This window comes from Streptomyces sp. NPDC002499 (assembly GCF_053595415.1).
Genome location: NZ_JBSFXO010000003.1, coordinates 614,492 through 631,707 on the forward strand (window position 1 = coordinate 614,492; position 17,216 = coordinate 631,707).

The 17,216-nt window shown below is 70.8% G+C and carries 17 protein-coding genes; all 17 read right to left on the bottom strand.

Annotated elements, in window-relative coordinates; translation table 11 throughout:
• Positions 1–3 precede the first annotated feature (3 nt).
• The 17 genes from ACWD5F_RS10640 to ACWD5F_RS10720 all read right to left on the bottom strand — a co-directional run bounded on the left by ACWD5F_RS10640 (position 4) and on the right by ACWD5F_RS10720 (position 17,213).
• Positions 4–894: an ABC transporter permease gene (locus tag ACWD5F_RS10640; RefSeq protein WP_451253038.1), complete on the bottom strand. Its 891-nt coding sequence runs from the start codon at positions 892–894 to the stop codon at positions 4–6.
• Entirely contained in the window at positions 881–1,666 is a 786-nt protein-coding gene (locus tag ACWD5F_RS10645; protein ID WP_401717336.1) for an ABC transporter ATP-binding protein, read from the bottom strand. The genes ACWD5F_RS10640 and ACWD5F_RS10645 overlap by 14 nt, the downstream gene beginning before the upstream one ends.
• A gap of 31 nt (positions 1,667–1,697) precedes the next feature.
• Positions 1,698–2,810: an aliphatic sulfonate ABC transporter substrate-binding protein gene (locus ACWD5F_RS10650; RefSeq protein ID WP_451253040.1), complete on the bottom strand. Its 1,113-nt coding sequence runs from the start codon at positions 2,808–2,810 to the stop codon at positions 1,698–1,700.
• Between the two features lie 235 nt (positions 2,811–3,045).
• On the bottom strand, positions 3,046–4,383 hold the full coding sequence (locus ACWD5F_RS10655) for a sulfate adenylyltransferase subunit 1 (RefSeq protein ID WP_401717342.1): 1,338 nt from the start codon (positions 4,381–4,383) through the stop codon (positions 3,046–3,048).
• 2 nt (positions 4,384–4,385) lie between these two features.
• Positions 4,386–5,321 carry a sulfate adenylyltransferase subunit CysD gene (cysD, locus tag ACWD5F_RS10660; RefSeq protein WP_123996901.1) on the bottom strand — a complete coding sequence of 312 codons (936 nt, stop codon included), beginning with the start codon at positions 5,319–5,321 and terminating at the stop codon, positions 4,386–4,388.
• Positions 5,318–5,854 carry an adenylyl-sulfate kinase gene (gene cysC, locus ACWD5F_RS10665; RefSeq protein ID WP_401717345.1) on the bottom strand — a complete coding sequence of 179 codons (537 nt, stop codon included), beginning with the start codon at positions 5,852–5,854 and terminating at the stop codon, positions 5,318–5,320. The genes cysD and cysC overlap by 4 nt, the downstream gene beginning before the upstream one ends.
• 35 nt (positions 5,855–5,889) lie before the next feature.
• Positions 5,890–6,600 (bottom strand): phosphoadenylyl-sulfate reductase, encoded by a 711-nt coding sequence (locus ACWD5F_RS10670; protein ID WP_451253043.1) that lies wholly within the window; start codon positions 6,598–6,600, stop codon positions 5,890–5,892.
• Positions 6,597–6,776 (bottom strand): hypothetical protein, encoded by a 180-nt coding sequence (locus ACWD5F_RS10675; RefSeq protein ID WP_123996898.1) that lies wholly within the window; start codon positions 6,774–6,776, stop codon positions 6,597–6,599. Before ACWD5F_RS10675 ends, ACWD5F_RS10670 begins: the two co-directional genes overlap by 4 nt.
• A complete protein-coding gene (locus ACWD5F_RS10680; RefSeq protein ID WP_451253045.1) occupies positions 6,773–8,470 on the bottom strand; it encodes a nitrite/sulfite reductase in 1,698 nt (565 codons plus the stop codon). Before ACWD5F_RS10680 ends, ACWD5F_RS10675 begins: the two co-directional genes overlap by 4 nt.
• Before the next feature lie 122 nt (positions 8,471–8,592).
• Positions 8,593–8,676, bottom strand: coding sequence for a putative leader peptide (locus tag ACWD5F_RS10685; protein WP_309486338.1), 84 nt, complete (start codon positions 8,674–8,676; stop codon positions 8,593–8,595).
• Positions 8,677–8,803: 127 nt separating this feature from the next.
• Positions 8,804–9,376: a GNAT family N-acetyltransferase gene (locus ACWD5F_RS10690; RefSeq protein ID WP_401717354.1), complete on the bottom strand. Its 573-nt coding sequence runs from the start codon at positions 9,374–9,376 to the stop codon at positions 8,804–8,806.
• Positions 9,377–9,413: 37 nt separating this feature from the next.
• On the bottom strand, positions 9,414–10,691 hold the full coding sequence (locus ACWD5F_RS10695) for a hypothetical protein (RefSeq protein WP_451253048.1): 1,278 nt from the start codon (positions 10,689–10,691) through the stop codon (positions 9,414–9,416).
• A 193-nt stretch (positions 10,692–10,884) separates the two neighbouring features.
• The gene (locus ACWD5F_RS10700) at positions 10,885–12,174 is read right to left on the bottom strand and encodes a GAF domain-containing protein (RefSeq protein WP_451253050.1); all 1,290 of its coding nucleotides are present in this window, start codon (positions 12,172–12,174) and stop codon (positions 10,885–10,887) included.
• A 296-nt stretch (positions 12,175–12,470) separates the two neighbouring features.
• On the bottom strand, positions 12,471–14,105 hold the full coding sequence (locus ACWD5F_RS10705) for an acyl-CoA dehydrogenase family protein (protein WP_451253052.1): 1,635 nt from the start codon (positions 14,103–14,105) through the stop codon (positions 12,471–12,473).
• 65 nt (positions 14,106–14,170) lie between these two features.
• The gene (sbnA, locus tag ACWD5F_RS10710) at positions 14,171–15,160 is read right to left on the bottom strand and encodes a 2,3-diaminopropionate biosynthesis protein SbnA (RefSeq protein ID WP_451253054.1); all 990 of its coding nucleotides are present in this window, start codon (positions 15,158–15,160) and stop codon (positions 14,171–14,173) included.
• Positions 15,161–15,195: 35 nt separating this feature from the next.
• Positions 15,196–16,224: a 2,3-diaminopropionate biosynthesis protein SbnB gene (gene sbnB, locus ACWD5F_RS10715; RefSeq protein WP_451253056.1), complete on the bottom strand. Its 1,029-nt coding sequence runs from the start codon at positions 16,222–16,224 to the stop codon at positions 15,196–15,198.
• Positions 16,221–17,213: a TauD/TfdA family dioxygenase gene (locus ACWD5F_RS10720; protein ID WP_451253058.1), complete on the bottom strand. Its 993-nt coding sequence runs from the start codon at positions 17,211–17,213 to the stop codon at positions 16,221–16,223. The genes sbnB and ACWD5F_RS10720 overlap by 4 nt, the downstream gene beginning before the upstream one ends.
• Positions 17,214–17,216: the final 3 nt, after the last annotated feature.

A 17,216-nucleotide genomic window follows, 5' to 3' on the forward strand; every position in this document is an offset into this window, starting at 1 on the left:
CGTTCAGCCCTTCACCAGCAGGCCTCGGCTGCGCAGCACCCACCGCTCCAGCGGACTGAAGATCAGCAGGTCGATCGCGATGCCGACGAACAGGATGAGCAGGATCGCCTCGAAGACCATGGCCATGTCGCTGGCGGTACGAGCGTTCTCCAGCAACTGACCGAGGCCCACGCCGAGATCGGGGAAGCTGGCGATGATCTCGGCCGCCATCAGCGAGCGCCAGGAGAACGCCCAGCCCTGCTTGAGGCCGGCCACATAGCCGGGCAGCGCGGCCGGCAGGGTGACGTGCCAGATGCCCTTCAGCCCCGTCGCGCCCATCGTGCGGCCCGCGCGCAGGAACAGCGGCGGCACCTGATCGACGCCGGAGACAAGGCCGTTGGCGATGGACGGGACCGCGCCGAGCAGGATCACCGCGTACATCATCGAGTTGTTCAGGCCCAGCCAGATCACGGCCGGCGGCACCCACGCCACCGACGGCAGGGACTGGAGCCCGGACAGGATCGGGCCGATGGCCGCGCGGACGAACTTCACCCGCGCCACGATCAGTCCCAGCGGGGTGCCGATGAGCAGCGCGAAGAAGAAGCCGAGCAGACCGCGCGAGACGCTGGTCCAGATGTAGCCGAGCAGATCGCCCTCTAGCCAGGCCTCCTTGAAGGCGCTGCCCACGGCGCCGGGGGAGGGCAGCTTGGAGGGGTCGTCCACGATCGGGTAGAGGATGAACCAGACGGCGAGGACCACCCCGAGCGCGATGATCGGCGGCAGGATCTTGCTGACGAAGGTCTGCCGGAAGGTCGGGCGGCCGGTGGTCGCGGTCTCCAGCGCGTCCAGGCCCGCCTCGACGCTGCCGTTTCCGGCACCGGCGTCCTGGACCCGTGTCGTCTCAGTGCTGGCCATGACGGCGGATCTCCCCACGCAGGACTTCGGTGATCTCAAGGGACAGTTCGGCCACGGGCGCGTCCTCGATCCGGCGCGGTTGCGGGATGTCGACCGTCCATTCGCGCGCGATCCGGCCGGGCCGGGAGGACAGCAGGATCACCCGCTGCGCGAGCCGCACCGCCTCGCGCACGTTGTGGGTGACGAACAGGACGGAGATCCCGGTCTCCGCCCAGATCCTGGTGATCTCGTCGTGCAGCACGTCCCGGGTGATGGCGTCGAGCGCGGCGAACGGCTCGTCCATCAGCAGCAGGTTGCTCTGCTGCGCCAACGAGCGAGCCAGCGCCACGCGTTGGCGCATACCGCCGGACAGTTCGTGCACGCGCTTGCCGTACGCGCCCTTCAGGCGGACCAGTTCGAGGAGCTCCTCGGCCTTACCGCGCCGTTCGGGCTTGGGAACTCCCCTGAGCTTCAGGGCGAGTTCGATGTTCTTGCCCGCGGTCAGCCACGGGAAGAGGGCGTGCTCCTGGAACATCAGGGCCGGGCGCCCCTCCGTCGTGATGGAGCCGCCGGTGGGCTGGTCGAGCCCCGCCACCAGGTTCAGCAGCGTGGACTTGCCGCAGCCCGAGGCGCCCAGGAGGGTGACGAACTCGCCCGGAGCGACATCGATGCTGATGTCGTCCAGCACGAGCTGCTGCCCGCCCGGCGTCGCGAAGGACTTCGAGACATGCTCAAGGCGTGCGGCGTACTCGACGGACTCGTCGGCCTTGGCGAGTGTCGTGGTCGTGGCCATGGTCGTCACCTCCTGGGACTCGTCGGGTACGTCAGCTCGTGCCGAGACCGGCTGCGTCGACCGGGCTCTCGCCCGCGGCCTTGAGGACCTTGTTGAGGAGCGTGAGGTCGTAGATGCCGTCGAGGTTCGGCTTCTCCAGCAGACCGGCCTTGACCGCGTGCTCCGCCTCGGAGTTGAGGGTGGAGGCCAGCGGGTCGTTGGTGATCTCGATCGACTTCCACGCGGGGTCCAGGACGTCGGCGGGCAGCGCCTTGCCGGAGTCGATCTCCAACTGCTTGTTCGCCGAGGCCTTCGCCTCGTCCGGGTTGGCGTTGATCCACTTGTTGGTCTCGACGGAGGCCTTCAGCACGGCCTCGACGGCCTTGGGGTGCGCCTTCAGGAACTTCTGCGACACGATGATGTTCGTGATCACGAACTTCTTGTCAGGCCACAGGTCCGACTCGTCGAGGAGCACCTTGGCGCCCTCGGCGACCAGCTTGGACGCGGTCGGCTCCGGCACCCAGGCGCCGTCGATGGAACCGGCCTTGTAGGCGTCCGGTGTGATCTTGTTGTCGGTGCGGACGACCGTGACGTCACCCTTGCCGCTCTGCGCGTCGACCTTCCAGCCCTGGTCGGCGGCCCAGTTGAGGAACGCCACGTCCTGCGTGTTGCCCAGCTGGGGCGTCGCGATCTTCTTGCCCTTGACGTCCTTCAGGGTCTTGATCTTCTTCGGGTTGACGACCAGCTTCACGCCGCCCGAGGCCGAACCGCCGATGATCTTCAGGCTCTTGCCGTCGGACTTGGTGTAGCCGTTGATCGCCGGGGAGGGGCCGATCCAGCCGATGTCGATGGAGCCCGCGTTCAGCGCCTCGATCTCCGAGGGTCCCGCGTTGAAGATGGCGGGCGCGACCTTGGTGGCGCCGAGCTCCTTCTGGAAGAAGCCCTTCTGCACGCCCACGAGCGCGGTGGCGTGGGTCAGGTTGCCGAAGTAGCCGATCTTGACGGAGTCGAGGCCGTCGATCTTCTTGGACCCGGCGGCGACCTTCGCACCCGAGGTGTCGTCCTTGGAGTCCGACCCGTAGCCGCAGGCGGCGAGTGCCAGCAGGGGAAGTGCGGCGACCACGGCGACGCCGCGGCGGAGGAATATTGAGCGGTTGGCAGGCACGGGAGGCGTTCCTCTCGTTGGCCCGGCGGGTCACGGTCTCTCAGGTCGTGGCCGGGAAGTTCGGCAAGGGTCTTCGTCGTGTCCGGGACGTCGGGTGGGGGGATTGGGCGCGCAGGCGGTGCGCGTACGTCAGCGCACACATCGCGCGACTCCGCCCTGCCCGCTGCCGAGGGCGCCGCTGCCGACGCGGCCGCCCTCCTTCGCGAACGTGGAGTAGAAGTCCTGGGAGTTCATCTCAGAAGTCCCAACTGTCGTCGTCGGACTCGTTCTTGACCGGCTCCGGGGACGCGAACGACTCGCCGACCATGCCGGCGGTGAGCGTGGTGCCGTCGTTCGGGTCGATCAGGATGAACGAGCCCGTGCGCCGGGAGTCGGCGTACGAGTCCACCGGCAGGGGCTCCGCGGTGCGGATCTTCACCCGGCCGATGTCGTTGGCGACGAGCTGTCCCGGGTGCGGGTGCAGGGACAGGTCGTCGAGCGTGAGACGGGACGGGATGTCCTTGACGATCGCCTTGACCGTGCGGGTGCCGTGCTTGAGCAGCACCCGGTGGCCGACGGTCAGCGGCTGGTCGGCGACATGGCACACGGTCGCCTCGACGTCCTGCGTGGTCGCCGGGGCGTCCTTGCTGGGCACGATCAGGTCGCCGCGCGAGATGTCGATGTCGTCCTCCAGCAGGAGGGTCACCGACTGCGTGGTCCAAGCGGCGTCGACCGGCTCGCCGAGCAGGTCGATCGCGGCGATCCGCGAGGCACGGCCCGAGGGCAGTACGGTCACGGGCTCGCCGACGTGGAAGCTGCCGGCGGCGATCTGGCCCGCGTACCCCCGGTAGTCCGGGTGCTCGGCGGTCTGCGGCCGGATCACGTACTGCACGGGCAGGCGGGCGTGGCAGTGGCTGAGGTCGTGGGCGACCGGGACCGTCTCCAGGTGCTCCAGGACCGTCGGGCCGCCGTACCAGTCCATGTTCGCGGACGGCTCCACCACGTTGTCGCCGGCGAGCGCCGAGATCGGGATCGCGGTGACCTCCGGGACGCCCAACTCGTGCGCGTACGCCGTGAATTCCTCGGCGATCGCCGCGAAGACCGACTCCTTGTACTCGACCAGATCCATCTTGTTGACGGCGAGCACCGCGTGCGGGACGCGCAGCAGGGCGGCGATCGCCGCGTGCCGGCGGGTCTGCTCGACCACGCCGTTGCGGGCGTCGACCAGGATCACCGTCAGCTCGGCCGTGGAGGCACCCGTCACCATGTTGCGGGTGTACTGCACGTGGCCGGGGGTGTCGGCGAGGATGAACCGCCGCCTGGGCGTGGCGAAGTAGCGGTAGGCGACGTCGATGGTGATGCCCTGCTCGCGCTCGGCGCGCAGACCGTCCGTCAGCAGCGCGAGGTCGGGGCCCTCGGCGCCACGGCTCGCCGAGGCACGCTCCACGGCCTCCAGTTGATCGGTGAGGATCGACTTGGAGTCGTGCAACAGGCGCCCGACGAGGGTGGACTTGCCGTCGTCGACCGAGCCGGCCGTCGCGAACCGCAGCAGGGTCGTCTCGGCGAGTCCGGTGAGTTCCGTGGTGGTGCTCATGCTTAGAAGTACCCTTCGCGCTTGCGGTCTTCCATCGCGGCCTCGGACATCTTGTCGTCGGCCCGGGTCGCGCCGCGCTCGGTCAGCCGGGAGGCGGTGATCTCGGCGATGACGGTGTCCAGCGTGGTCGCGTCGGAGTCGACGGCGCCCGTGCAGGACATGTCGCCGACGGTCCGGTAGCGGACCTGCCGCTTCTCCACGCTCTCCCCGGACTTGGGGCCACCCCACTCGCCGGCGGTCAGCCACATGCCGGCCCGCTGGAACACCTCGCGCTCGTGCGCGAAGTAGATCTGCGGCAGCTCGATGCCCTCGCGGGCGATGTACTGCCAGACGTCCAGCTCGGTCCAGTTGGACAGCGGGAACACGCGGACGTGCTCACCGGGCGCGTGACGCCCGTTGTACAGGTTCCACAGCTCGGGCCGCTGCCGGCGCGGGTCCCACTGCGAGAACTCGTCCCGCAGCGAGAACACCCGTTCCTTGGCCCGGGCCTTCTCCTCGTCCCGCCGACCGCCGCCGAAGACCGCGTCGAACTTCTCGGCCTGGATCTTCTCCGTCAACGGCAGTGTCTGGAGCGGATTACGGGTCCCGTCCGGACGCTCCTTCAGCACCCCGCGGTCGATGTAGTCCTGCACGGAGGCCACATGCAGCCGGAGCCCGTGCTTCTCGACCGTGCGGTCCCGGTACTCGAGCACCTCGGGGAAGTTGTGGCCCGTGTCGACGTGCAGCAGCGAGAAGGGCACCGCCGCCGGGGCGAACGCCTTGAGCGCCAGGTGCAGCATGACGATGGAGTCCTTGCCGCCGGAGAAGAGGATCACCGGTCGCTCGAACTCGCCCGCCACCTCGCGGAAGATGTGCACCGCCTCGGACTCCAGCGCGTCCAGGTGGGAGAGGGCGTACGGACTGGCCGTACCGTCCTCCGTCGTGGCGACGGTCGTCATGCCAGTCCCCTCTCGGTGAGCAGCGCGTGGAGTGCGGCCGCGGACTCCTGGACGGTCTGGTGCTGGGACTCGATGCGCAGGTCGGGCGACTCGGGCGCCTCGTAGGGGTCGTCCACCCCGGTGAGCCCGCTGAGTTCGCCCGCCGCCTGCTTGGCGTACAGACCCTTCACGTCCCGCTCGGAGCACACCTCGACCGGGGTCGCCACATGCACCTCCAGGTACGCGGCACCGCTCTCCTGGTGGCGCTTGCGCACCTCCTCGCGGCTGTCCGCGTACGGCGCGATGACCGGGACCAGCGCCTTGACGCCGTTGCGGGCGAGCAGTTCGGCGAGGAAGCCGATCCGCTGCACGTTGGTGTGCCGGTCCGCGCGGGAGAAACCGAGGCCCGCGGAGATGAACTCGCGGATCTCGTCCCCGTCGAGCACCTCGACGCGGTGGCCCTCCTCGCGCAGCCGGCCGGCCAGCTCGTAGGCGATGGTGGTCTTGCCGGCGCTCGGCAGACCCGTGAGCCAGACGGTGGCTCCGGTCGTCACGTGTGTCTCCTGTATCTCCTGAGTGGTCGTCATGGTCAGCCGTGCAGCCCGCACTCGGTCTTGTTGCGGCCCGCCCAGCGCCCGGCCCGGGCGTCCTCGCCCTCCAGCACACGACGGGTGCAGGGGGCGCAGCCGACGGACGCGTAGCCGTCCATCAGCAGGGGGTTGGTCAGTACGCCGTGCTCGGCGACGTAGGCGTCCACGTCGTCCTGGGTCCAGCGGGCGATCGGCGAGACCTTGACCTTCTGGCGCTTCTCGTCCCAGCCGACGACCGGGGTGTTCGCCCGGGTCGGGGACTCGTCGCGGCGCAGCCCGGTCGCCCAGGCCGTGTACTTGGTCAGGCCCTGCTCCAGCGGCTGGACCTTGCGCAGCTTGCAGCACAGGTCGGGGTCGCGGTCGTGCAGCTTGGGACCGTACTCCGCGTCCTGCTCGGCGACCGTCTGGCGCGGGGTGAGCGTGATGACGTTGACGTCCATCACGGCCTCGACGGCGTCCCGGGTGCCGATGGTCTCGGGGAAGTGGTAGCCGGTGTCGAGGAACACGACGTCCACGCCGGGCCTGGCCCGGGAGGCTAGGTGGGCGACCACCGCGTCCTCCATGGAGGAGGTCACGCAGAACCGCTTGCCGAAGGTGTCGACGGCCCACTGGAGGATCTCCAGCGCGGAGGCGTCCTCCAGGTCGCGGCCCGCCTGCTCCGCCAGGGCCTTCAAGTCGTCGGTCGTGCGGTCTTCCTGAACGGTGGTCATATCTCGTCCCCTCCCGTTTCGGTGCGCTGAAGCCCCCGGGACAGCAGCCCGAGGAACTTCAACTGGAAGGCTCGATTGCACGCTCCGCATTCCCACGCGCCGTGGCCCTGCTCGCTGGGACGCAGGTCCTCGTCGCCGCAGTAGGGGCAGTAGAAGGGGGCCGCCCGCTCGCTCACGACAGGGCCTCCTCGGAGGCGCGGGTGGCCCAGGTCGCGAACCGCTCGCCGTCCTCGCGCTCGGCCTGGAACCGCTTCAGGACGCGCTCGACGTAGTCGGTCAGCTCCTCCGAAGTCACCTTCAGACCACGGACCTTGCGGCCGAACCCGGCCTCCAGACCGAGCGCGCCGCCGAGGTGCACCTGGAAGCCCTCGACCTGCTCGCCCTGGTCGTTGAGGACCAACTGGCCCTTGAGACCGATGTCCGCGACCTGGATGCGGGCGCAGGCGTTCGGGCAGCCGTTGATGTTGATGGTGATCGGCTCGTCGAACTCCGGGATCCGACGCTCCAGTTCGTCGATCAGCGCGGCGCCGCGCGCCTTGGTCTCGACGATGGCGAGCTTGCAGTACTCGATGCCGGTGCAGGCCATGGTGCCGCGCCGGAACGACGAGGGCTTGGCGGTCAGGTCGAGCGCGGCGAGGCCCTCGACCAGCGAGTCGACCTGGTCCTCCTCGACGTCGAGCACGATCATCTTCTGCTCGACGGTGGTACGGACCCGGCCCGAGCCGTGCGCCTCGGCCAGCTCGGCGATCTTGGTGAGGGTGGCGCCGTCGACGCGGCCGACGCGCGGGGCGAAACCGACGTAGAAACGCCCGTCCTGCTGGCGGTGGACGCCGACGTGGTCGCGCCAGCGGGCCACCGGCTGGGCGGGCGCCGGGCCGTCGACCAACTTGCGCTTGAGGTACTCGTCCTCCAGGACCTGGCGGAACTTCTCCTGGCCCCAGTCGGCGACGAGGAACTTCAGGCGGGCGCGCGTGCGCAGGCGCCGGTAGCCGTAGTCGCGGAAGATGCCGATCACGCCGGCCCAGACGTCCGGGACCTCGTCCAGCGGGACCCAGGCGCCGAGCCGGACGCCGATCTTCGGGTTGGTGGACAGACCGCCGCCGACCCACAGGTCGAAGCCGGGGCCGTGCTCGGGGTGCTCGACGCCGACGAACGCGATGTCGTTGATCTCGTGCGCCACGTCCAGCAGCGGGGAGCCGGAGATCGCGGTCTTGAACTTGCGCGGCAGGTTGGAGAATTCCTTGGTGCCGATGTAGCGGCCGTGGATCTCGTCGATGGCCGGTGTGCCGTCGATGATCTCGTCCTCGGCGATGCCGGCGACGGGCGAGCCGAGGATCACGCGGGGTGTGTCACCGCAGGCCTCGGTGGTGGAGAGCCCGACGGCTTCGAGCCGGTTCCAGATCTCGGGCACGTCCTCGATGCGGATCCAGTGGTACTGCACGTTCTGCCGGTCCGTGAGGTCGGCCGTGCCGCGCGCGAACTCCTGCGAGATCTCGCCGATCACCCGCAGCTGGTCCGTGGTCAGCCGGCCGCCGTCGATCCGGACGCGCAGCATGAAGTACTTGTCGTCCAGCTCCTCCGGCTCCAGGATCGCGGTCTTGCCGCCGTCGATCCCGGGCTTGCGCTGGGTGTAGAGACCCCACCAGCGCATCCGGCCGCGCAGGTCGTTCGGGTCGATCGAGTCGAAGCCGCGCTTGGAGTAGATCGTCTCAATGCGTGTCCGCACATTGAGACCGTCGTCGTCCTTCTTGAACTGCTCGTTGCCGTTGAGCGGGGTGAAGTGTCCCGCTGCCCACTGACCCTCACCGCGGTGACGGCTCACCTTGCGGCGGGGCGCTGCGGCACCAGGGTTCTGCGGGGTGGCGGCCATGTTGGAGGTCCTCCGGGACAGACGGGAGCGGCTCTTACCTGCGGGTACGGGCGCATGGGTCTACGTGCGCGTCGTTGCGCGGGATGAGACGTATGCAGGAGATGTCGGTGTCGCTGCGGCTCTCAGCTCGCCGGACAGATGGCGCTGGACATGCGGCCGAGATCGACGTGCCGCCGACTCACCAAGGCAATTCCAGTTCCGGACATGACGGAAGCGTGTCATGGCGATCTGGACACAGTCCAGCTTCGTCCGACATGCGGACACCCTGGTCTCGAAGTGCGAGACACGGGTGTCATCGGTCACATGCGCCGCACGCGGTCTTGTCTGCGCAGGTCAGGCGGGGTATGCCCCGGGCCAGGGGCCGGGCGTGGTCACCTCCCGCTCCTCCTCGACCTTGGTGTCGAAGAGCGTGAAGCCCCGGCGCAGATAGTTGTCCATGGCGTGCTCCCCGTCCTTGCTGCATGTATGCAGCCAGACCCGCTTGGTGCGGGCGAGACCCGGCCACCGGTCCGCCAGGTCCCAGGCGCGGGCGGCGCCGTACGCGAGCAGATGGCCACCGATCCGGCGGCCCCGGAAGGCGGGGATCAGCCCGAAGTAGGCGATCTCCACCACCCCGTCGTCCTGCGGGTCCAGCTCCACGAACCCGGCGGGCGTCCCGCGCTCGTACGCGACCCACGTCTCCACGCCCGGCCGGTCCAGATACTGCTCCCAGCGCGCGTACGGCCAGCCGAGCCGGTCGGTCCAGAGGATGTCGCCGCCGACGGAGGCGTACAGGAAACGGCTGAACTCGGGGGAGGGCAGCTCGGAGCGGACGATCCGGACGTCCCCGTCCGGCGCGGCGGCCGGCAGCAGGTCGGTCGGGGCGGTCTGCTCCAGGGACCAGGTGGTCACGGGGAAGGTGCTCATGTCCGCCAGGGAATCATCCGGCCCGGAGGCTTGTCGATTACCGGCCGGCGGACTTGTCGATCGAGGACAGCGGCAGCGCGTACAGCATCCGGCCGGACTGGGACCAGACCTCGCCGGTCGCCGCCCAGTAGGAGAGCGAACCCGCCCGGCCGCTCCAGCACTGGTGCGAGGCGTCCGAGCCGCACTCGGTGGTCTTCGCCTCGTCCGCGTTCTGCCGCCAGAGGGTGCCGTGGTCGCCCGCGGTGTCGGCCGCCCGGTCCAGATACCAGGTCGAGTCGAGCGAGAGGACGCCCGCGACGCCGGTCACCTTCGTCTCGTAGGCCGCGTCCGCGACCGCGTTCCCGGCGGAGTCCGTGGCCAGGAGCCCGGCCCGTGCCGGGTCCGAGCTGAACGCGTAGCGCCACAGCCGGGTGCGCAGATCACCGTCCACGGGCACCCGCTCGCTCGCGACCAGACTGTCCGGCGCGGTGCTGCGGTCCAGAGAGATCGCCGTGGGACGGGGGGACCCGCCGCCGAGCGTGTACGAGCCGATCGCCGGCAGCACGTATCGGTAGCCGTACGCCGCCCAGCCGCCGCGCACCTTGCCGACCTTGAGGCTGTCGACGGTGGCCCGCTGCACCCGGTGCATGTCGTACGCGTAGAGGCCGGTGTCGGTGGTGACCAGCAGCTTGCCCTGGTACCAGACCATGCCGGAGACCGCGGAGGGCAGACCTCGGTAGTCGCGTCCGCCGTCCACCGGGACCGCGAGGACCGCCCAGGTGTACGTCAGATGCGCGGGATCGTCGGCGTTCACGAAGGCGACCCGGGCGATGCCGGAGCCCTTGCCCCGCGTGGTGTCGTGGCTCCAGCCGGACAGGATCACCCGGTTCTCGCCCCAGTGGCCGTCGTCGTCCGCGTCCCCGGAGGTGGTGACCGCGCCGGCCTGCCAGCCGCTGCTGTCGGCGCTGTCCCAGCAGTACGCGCGCGTGGCCGCCGGTTCGACGGGCAGGGTGCCGCGCTCGGAGGTGGTGCAGTCGGCCGCGTCGCGCAGGGTGCGGTCGCTGTCGTCGAGGACCGCGCGGACGCCGACCGGCTTGCCCATGGCGGCGGAGAGGCGGTCGAGGGTGCCCTGGGGGACGAGGTGCTCCTGGAGCCTGAGGTCGGCCCCCTTGGCGTCTGCGGCCAGCGGCTTCAGACCGCCGGGAGTGTCACTGACGGTGGCCTGAGAAGCGCTGATCATGGTGGCGGCCGCGGTGAGGGCGAGCGCGGTCCCGGCCAGGAAGCCGCGCACCGCCTGGCCGCGCCTTTGCCTGCGGTGTCTGCCGCGTTGCTTCATCGAACCTCCCGAGGCGAGCCAACTGCGGTGGTTGGTCCGAGCGTTGACCAAGGAGCAGGTGGGGTGGCCCGTAGAGGGATGCTACGGCAGGCGAGGGCCGCGGGGGACGAAGACCCTGCAAATATGCGGAAGATGCCGCCGCTCGGGCACGCACGGTGACGGAACGGGCATATTCAGGGGGTCCCGGTCGGATTCAAGGGGTCCCGGTCGGAGTCCGTCCCGCCGTCAGCGCGGGGGCCGTCGAGTACGGCAGCAGGTCCAGCGGGTCGTCCGGGAGGAGCACCTCGACCTCGGCCTGCTCGCGGAACCGGTAGGGCCGATGCTCCAACAGCCCGCCGAGATACCGGCGTACCCGTGACATCTCGGCCCGTACGGTCACCGTGCGGGCCGCGTCGCCGAACACGTCCTCGGCCAGGCCCGCCGCGCTGCGCCCGTTTCGGTGCAGCGCCAGCAGATAGAGCAACTCGGCGTGCCGGGGGCTCAGTTCGCGGCTCCAGGAACCCGCGCACTCCGACACCGTCACCGTCCAGCGGCGCGGGCGGGTCAGATCCAGCACGACGCGGGTGGCGGCGCGCGGGGTCGGCTCGTCGGACGCCCTGATCAGCCAGCCGCCGGCCAGCGGCTCCACCGAGCAGGGCCCCAGCGGCGGCAGCCACCGGCGGCCCGGCGCCAGGGACTTGGGCAGCGCGATCCGGCCGGGGGCCGGCAGCCCGGTCACCGCGGCGGTCCAGCCGTTCCGGTCCACCACCAGGGCCCGCCCCGACAGCCGGGCGAGGACCGGGGCCGCCACCGCGCGCAGCCGCTCCAGCGAGGTCATGTGCAGCTCGCGCAGCCGGGCCTCGGCGAGCTTGGCCACCGAGTCGACCCAGGCGAGCGTGGCCGGGTGCATCGTCTCCAGCGGTCCGCTGACGTCCACCACCCCCAGCAGCCGCCCGTCGCGCGGGTCGGTGATGGGGGCACCGGTACAGGTCCAGGTGGCCAGCGAGCGCACGAAGTGCTCGGAGGCGAAGATCTGCACGGGACGGCGGACCACCGCCGGGGTGCCCACGCCGTTGGTGCCGACGACCTCCTCGCGCCAGTCGGCGCCGACCTCGAAGCCGAGACCGTCGGCCCGGCGCAGCACCGGTGTGCTGCCCTCCCGCCACAGCACCCGGCCGTCCGGGCCCGCGACCACCATGATGTGGTGGGCGACGTCCGCGACCGACAACAGCCCCTCGCGCAGCACCGGCAGCACATGCCGCAGCTCCGTCGAGTCCCGGCGCCGCCGCACCTCGTCGGCGTCCAGCACCCCGGCCCGCAGGTCCCGTTCGGGATCGACGCCGCTGCGCAGGGTGCGCCCCCAGGACTGCTCGATCACCGGCCGCGGCGCGACGGGCGCCCGCTGCCCCGCGAGCGTGGCGGAGCGGACCTCGCTGAGCACCCGCGCCGCGCGCGTGGTGTCGACCGCGGCGAACTGGGTGACGTCCGTCGGCGAGAGCGCCACGGGACCTCCAGGGAGAAGGGGTCGGGACCGCCGGACACACCGTCGCGATTCGGCCACGGAGCCGGCAGTCCGTTGACTGACCGTCTCATAGTGTCGTTCCCGCCTGAGGGACGTGCACGGTCCAGCCACAGAAAGCAGCAAGTTGCAACCCTCTGCAACCCTGGTGAACTGCCAAACCCTGGTTGAAACTTGAGCAACGCCGTCCCGAGCGGCGTACCAGGCCTGTCTACGGGCCACTGGGCGGGGGTGGTGCCGTGTCGGCGCAGCACCACCCCCGCGTCCGGCTCCCACGCAGGTCAGGACAGTGGCCGGGCCCGCTCCACCACCGACGCCAGGTCGAGCGTGGACGGCAGCGTCCCGAAGGTCGCACCCCCGTCGCTGCCCAACCGTGCGGCGCAGAAGGCGTCCGCGACCTCGGATGGCGCGAACCGGACCAGCAGTGACCCCTGGAGCACCAGCGCGAGCTGCTCCACCAGCCGCCGCGCCCGTCCCTCCATGCCCTCCAGATCGGCGAGTTCGGTCAGCACGCCCTTGATCGCCCCGTCCAGCCGGTGGTCCGCGCCCCGCGCCCGGCCCACCTCCTGGAGATACGCGTCCAGCGCGGCCGGCTCCCTGCGCAGCGCCCGCAGCACGTCCAGCGCCTGGACGTTGCCCGCGCCCTCCCACACCGAGTTGAGCGGCGACTCGCGCACCAGCCGGGGCAACCCCGACTCCTCGACATAGCCGTTGCCGCCCAGGCACTCGGCGGCCTCGACCGCGACCGGCGAACAGCGCTTGGTCACCCAGTACTTGGCGGCCGGCACCGCGATCCGCAGCAGCGCCCGTTCCTGCTCGCCCCCGTCGTCGTAGGCCGCCGCGAGCCGCAGGGCGAGGGTGGTGGCGGCCTCGGACTCCAGCGCGAGGTCGGCCAGCACGTTGCGCATCAGCGGCTGGTCGACGAGCTTGGAGCCGAACGCCTCGCGGTGGCCGCAGTGATGGACCGCCTGGGCGACGGCCTGCCGCATCAGCCCTGCCGACCCGATCACGCAGTCCAGCCGGGTCGCCGTCACCATGTCGATGATCGTGCGCACCCCGTGCCCCTCCGCGCCGACCCGGCGCGCCCAGGTCCCGTCGAACTCGACCTCGCTCGAAGCGTTCGACCGGTTGCCCAGCTTGTCCTTGAGCCGCTGGAGCAGGAACACGTTCCGGGTGCCGTCCGCCAGCACGCGCGGAACCAGGAAGCAGGTGAGTCCGCCGGGAGCCTGCGCCAGCACCAGAAAGCCGTCCGACATCGGCGCCGAGCAGAACCACTTGTGCCCGGTCAGCTCGTAGGTGCCGTCCTCGTCGAGCGGCCGCGCGGCCGTGGCGTTCGTCCGTACGTCGCTGCCGCCCTGCTTCTCCGTCATGCCCATCCCGAACAGCGCCCCGGCCTTGAGGTGGGCGGGGCGCAGTTCGCGGTCGTAGACCGTCGACGTCAGCCGCGGCTCCCACTCCGCGGCCAGGTCCGGGTCGGTGCGCAGGGCGGGCACCGCCGCGTGGGTCATCGACAGGGGGCAGCAGTTGCCGGCCTCGACCTGCGTCCACACCAGGAACGCGGCGGCCCGGCGGACATGGCCGCCGGGCCGGTCCCAGGCGGCCGTCAGCCCCGCCGCGACGCCCTTGCCGAGCAGCCGGTGCCAGGCCGGATGGAACTCGACCTCGTCGATCCGATGCCCGTGCCGGTCGTGCGTCCGCAGCCGCGGCGGGTTCTCGTTGGCCTGCACCCCCCACTCCTGCACCTGCGCCGACCCGGCGGCCCGCCCGAGGGCGGCCAGTTCGGCACCGGCCTCCTCGGACAGCGCCGGATCGAGATGCCGCTCGACCGCCTCCGTCAGGACGCGGTCGGCGGAGTAGACGTCGTACCCGGTCAGGGGCGGGGCCTGGTTGGTCACGGTGTGGGTCGTTCGCGCCATGCCCGCGAACCTACCGCGCACGGACCTGCCCGGAAGCAACCGTCAGGCCCGCGCCCGTCACCCCGTCAGGCCGGGCGGGCCATCGCCACCGCCTCCTCGGTGTCGAGGCTGGCGACCGTCTCGGTCGGCGTGAGGGGCCAGTCCTCGTGGTAGACGGTGTCGAGGTAGCGTTCGCCGAGGTCCGGGGCGATGGCCACCGAGGTGAGGCCGGCCCGGCCGTTGCGGGCCAGCCACTGGCCGGCGCCGCTGACGACCGTGCCCGTCGAGCCGCCGAACAGGAAGCCGCGGGCGGCGAGGCGACGGCAGGCGAGCACGGTGTCGGTCTCCTCGACGCGGACCACGTCGTTGACGTAGGACTCGTCGAGCATGGGCGGCGGCACGCTCGTGCCGAGGCCGGGAATCATCCGCGGTCCCGCCGGGCCGCCGAAGCTCACCGAGCCGACGCTGTCGACGGCGACGATGTGCACCCGGCGCCGCCACTGCCAGAACCAGCGGGCGCAGCCCATCAGGGTCCCGGTCGTGCCGGCCCCGACGAACAGGACGTCCAGGTCCGGGAAGCGACGGGCGATGGCCGGCGCGGTGGTGCGGAAGTGCGCCCGCCAATTGCCCTGGTTGGTGTACTGGTTGAGCCACACGTACCGGTCGTCGGACGCGCACAGCGCCCGTACGTACGCGATCCGCGCGCCCAGGAACCCGCCGTGCACGTCCGGTTCCCTGATGACGTGCACCCGGGTGCCGAGCGCCTCCATCAACCGGATCGTCGGCAGGTTGCAGCGCGAGTCGGTCACGCACAGGAACCGGTGGCCCCGGCTCGCGGCGATCACGCTCAGGGCCACGCCCAGGTTCCCGGACGACGACTCCACGAGCACCGAGCCGGGCCGCAACAGGCCCTGCCGCTCGGCGGCGTCGACCATCTCGGTCGCCGCCTTCAGCTTCACGGAGCCGGCGAAGTTGAATCCCTCGCACTTCAGGTAGAGCGGGAGCCCCAGTGCGGCCCGAAGGTCGACATAGAGCTCGTCCTCGTTGAACTGTGCCGGTTCAGAAATTACGGGCATGACGCCCCCCTCCTCATGCGCCACGTGCATGGCCGTCAGCCGTACCGGCGCAGCTCGTGGAAGAACCCGTCGACGACGTGCAGCCCGCCCCTTCGGGCCACTTCGTCATGGACGAACCTGCCGACCGCCAGGTCGAGCACCCCCAGTCCGAACGGCGAGAACACCACCGTCCGGTCACCCGGGACGGTGGCCCGCCCGGTCAGTACGTCGTTCAGCGTCCCGTCCAGGAACTCCCGCCCGCCGGTGAGCTGTTCGGCCAGGTGCGGGGAGGTCTCGGCCTTCAGGCAGTGCTCGACGTCGTCGACGAAGTTCGCCGAGTCGAGCAGGATCTTCGGGTCGAGGTCCCGCAGCGACACGTGCAGCACCAGCGGATGGTGGGCGAACCAGGACGGGTCGTGGATGTACGGCGCGGACGCGACGGTCGCGAAGACCACCAGGTCCGACGAGCGGATCAGGGACTCCGGATCGTCGTGCACGGTGATCCGGCCCTTGGCGTCCGACCGTTCCAGATAGCCGCGGAACCCGGCCGCGCTGTCTGCGTTCAGGTCGTGCACGCCCGTCTCCTCGAACTCCCAGCCGGTGCCGGTGAGATGAGTGTGCACATAGCGTGCGATGAGCCCGGTGCCGATGAAACCGACCCGCGTCGGACGCGTCCGCGTCCGGCTCAGCCGGTCCGCGGCCAGCGCCGCCGAGGACGCCGTCCGCGTCGCGCTGATCACCGAGCTCTCCAGACAGGCGAACGGATAGCCCGTGTCGGGGTCGTTCAGGATCAGCACCGCCGACGCCCGTGGCAGCCCCGACTTGGTGTTCTCCGGAAAACTGGAGATCCACTTCAGCCCGTCCACCGGCAACGGCCCGCCCAGCGAGGCCGGCAGCGCGATGATCCGGGACGACGGCCGGTCCGGGAAGCGCAGGAAGTACGACGGCGGGTTCACCGAGTCGCCCTCCCCGTGCAGCCGGTACACGGCCTCGACGAGTTCGCCGATCTCGGACTCCCGTCCGCTCAGCGCCTGTTGGACCTGCTCGCCGGAGATGACGGCGAAGTCCGGTGCGGCCGTGCTCATACGCCGCTCACCTCGCACTCCGTGCGCCCCACCGGGTTCCCGAACGCCACCAGCACCTCGCGCGGTCCCTCGAACGGCTCCCGGCCGTGCGCGGTACGGATGTTGTCCACCAGCAGCAGATCCCCCGAGCGCCACGGCTCGCGCACGGTGTGCGCCGCGTAGGCCTCGTTGATCTCCAGCACCACGTCCTCGCCGATCGGATCGCCGTCGCCGAAGCGGGTGTTGAAGGGCAGTCCGTCGGAGCCGTACTCGTCCACCAGGTAGTCGCGCACTTCGGGTTCCATGGTCCATTCGTTGAGGAAGGCGATCTGGTTGAACCAGCAGCGCCGCCCGCTCACCGGATGGCGCAGCACCGCACTGCGCCGCTGCCGGGTGCGCAGCGAACCGTCGCCCTGCCAGGCGAACTCGATGCCCTGGGCGCGGCAGTAGCGCTCGACCGCGCCGCGGTCGTCGGTGCCGAAGGCCTCCTGGACCGAGGCCCCGATCTCGTCGTTGTACGAGCGGGTCAGCAGCCAGCCCTCCCGCTCGAACCGCTCGACCAGCGCGGCCGGCAGGCTCTGCAGCACCGCCGACGCGTCGGCGACCGCGGTCGCGCCGCCGGACTCGGGCGCCTCCAGACCGGCGAACAGCAGCAGGCCGGGGAACTCCAGGCCGTAGCTGACCTCGTGGTGCATGCACATCTGCTGGTTCGGCGGCCACTTGGTCGACGAGTACACGCCGTCCGCGTAGCCGCGCCGGGGCGCGAAGGGCTCCCGGTCGGACATCAGCCGGTCGGTCAGCCGGCGGGCGACGGCCTCGGTCGCGTCGGGGTCGGCGAGCCCCAGCCCGCGGACCAGCACACAGCCGTGCTCAAGGAGGACGGCGTGCAGCGCGTCCCGGTGGGCGGCGACCCAATTGGCCGGGTGGAGATCGGACTTGGCGTGCAGCAGGGGTGGAGCGCCGGGCGCGAGTTCCAGGCCCGGAAGCGTGGCTTCAGAGGTGTACGACATTGC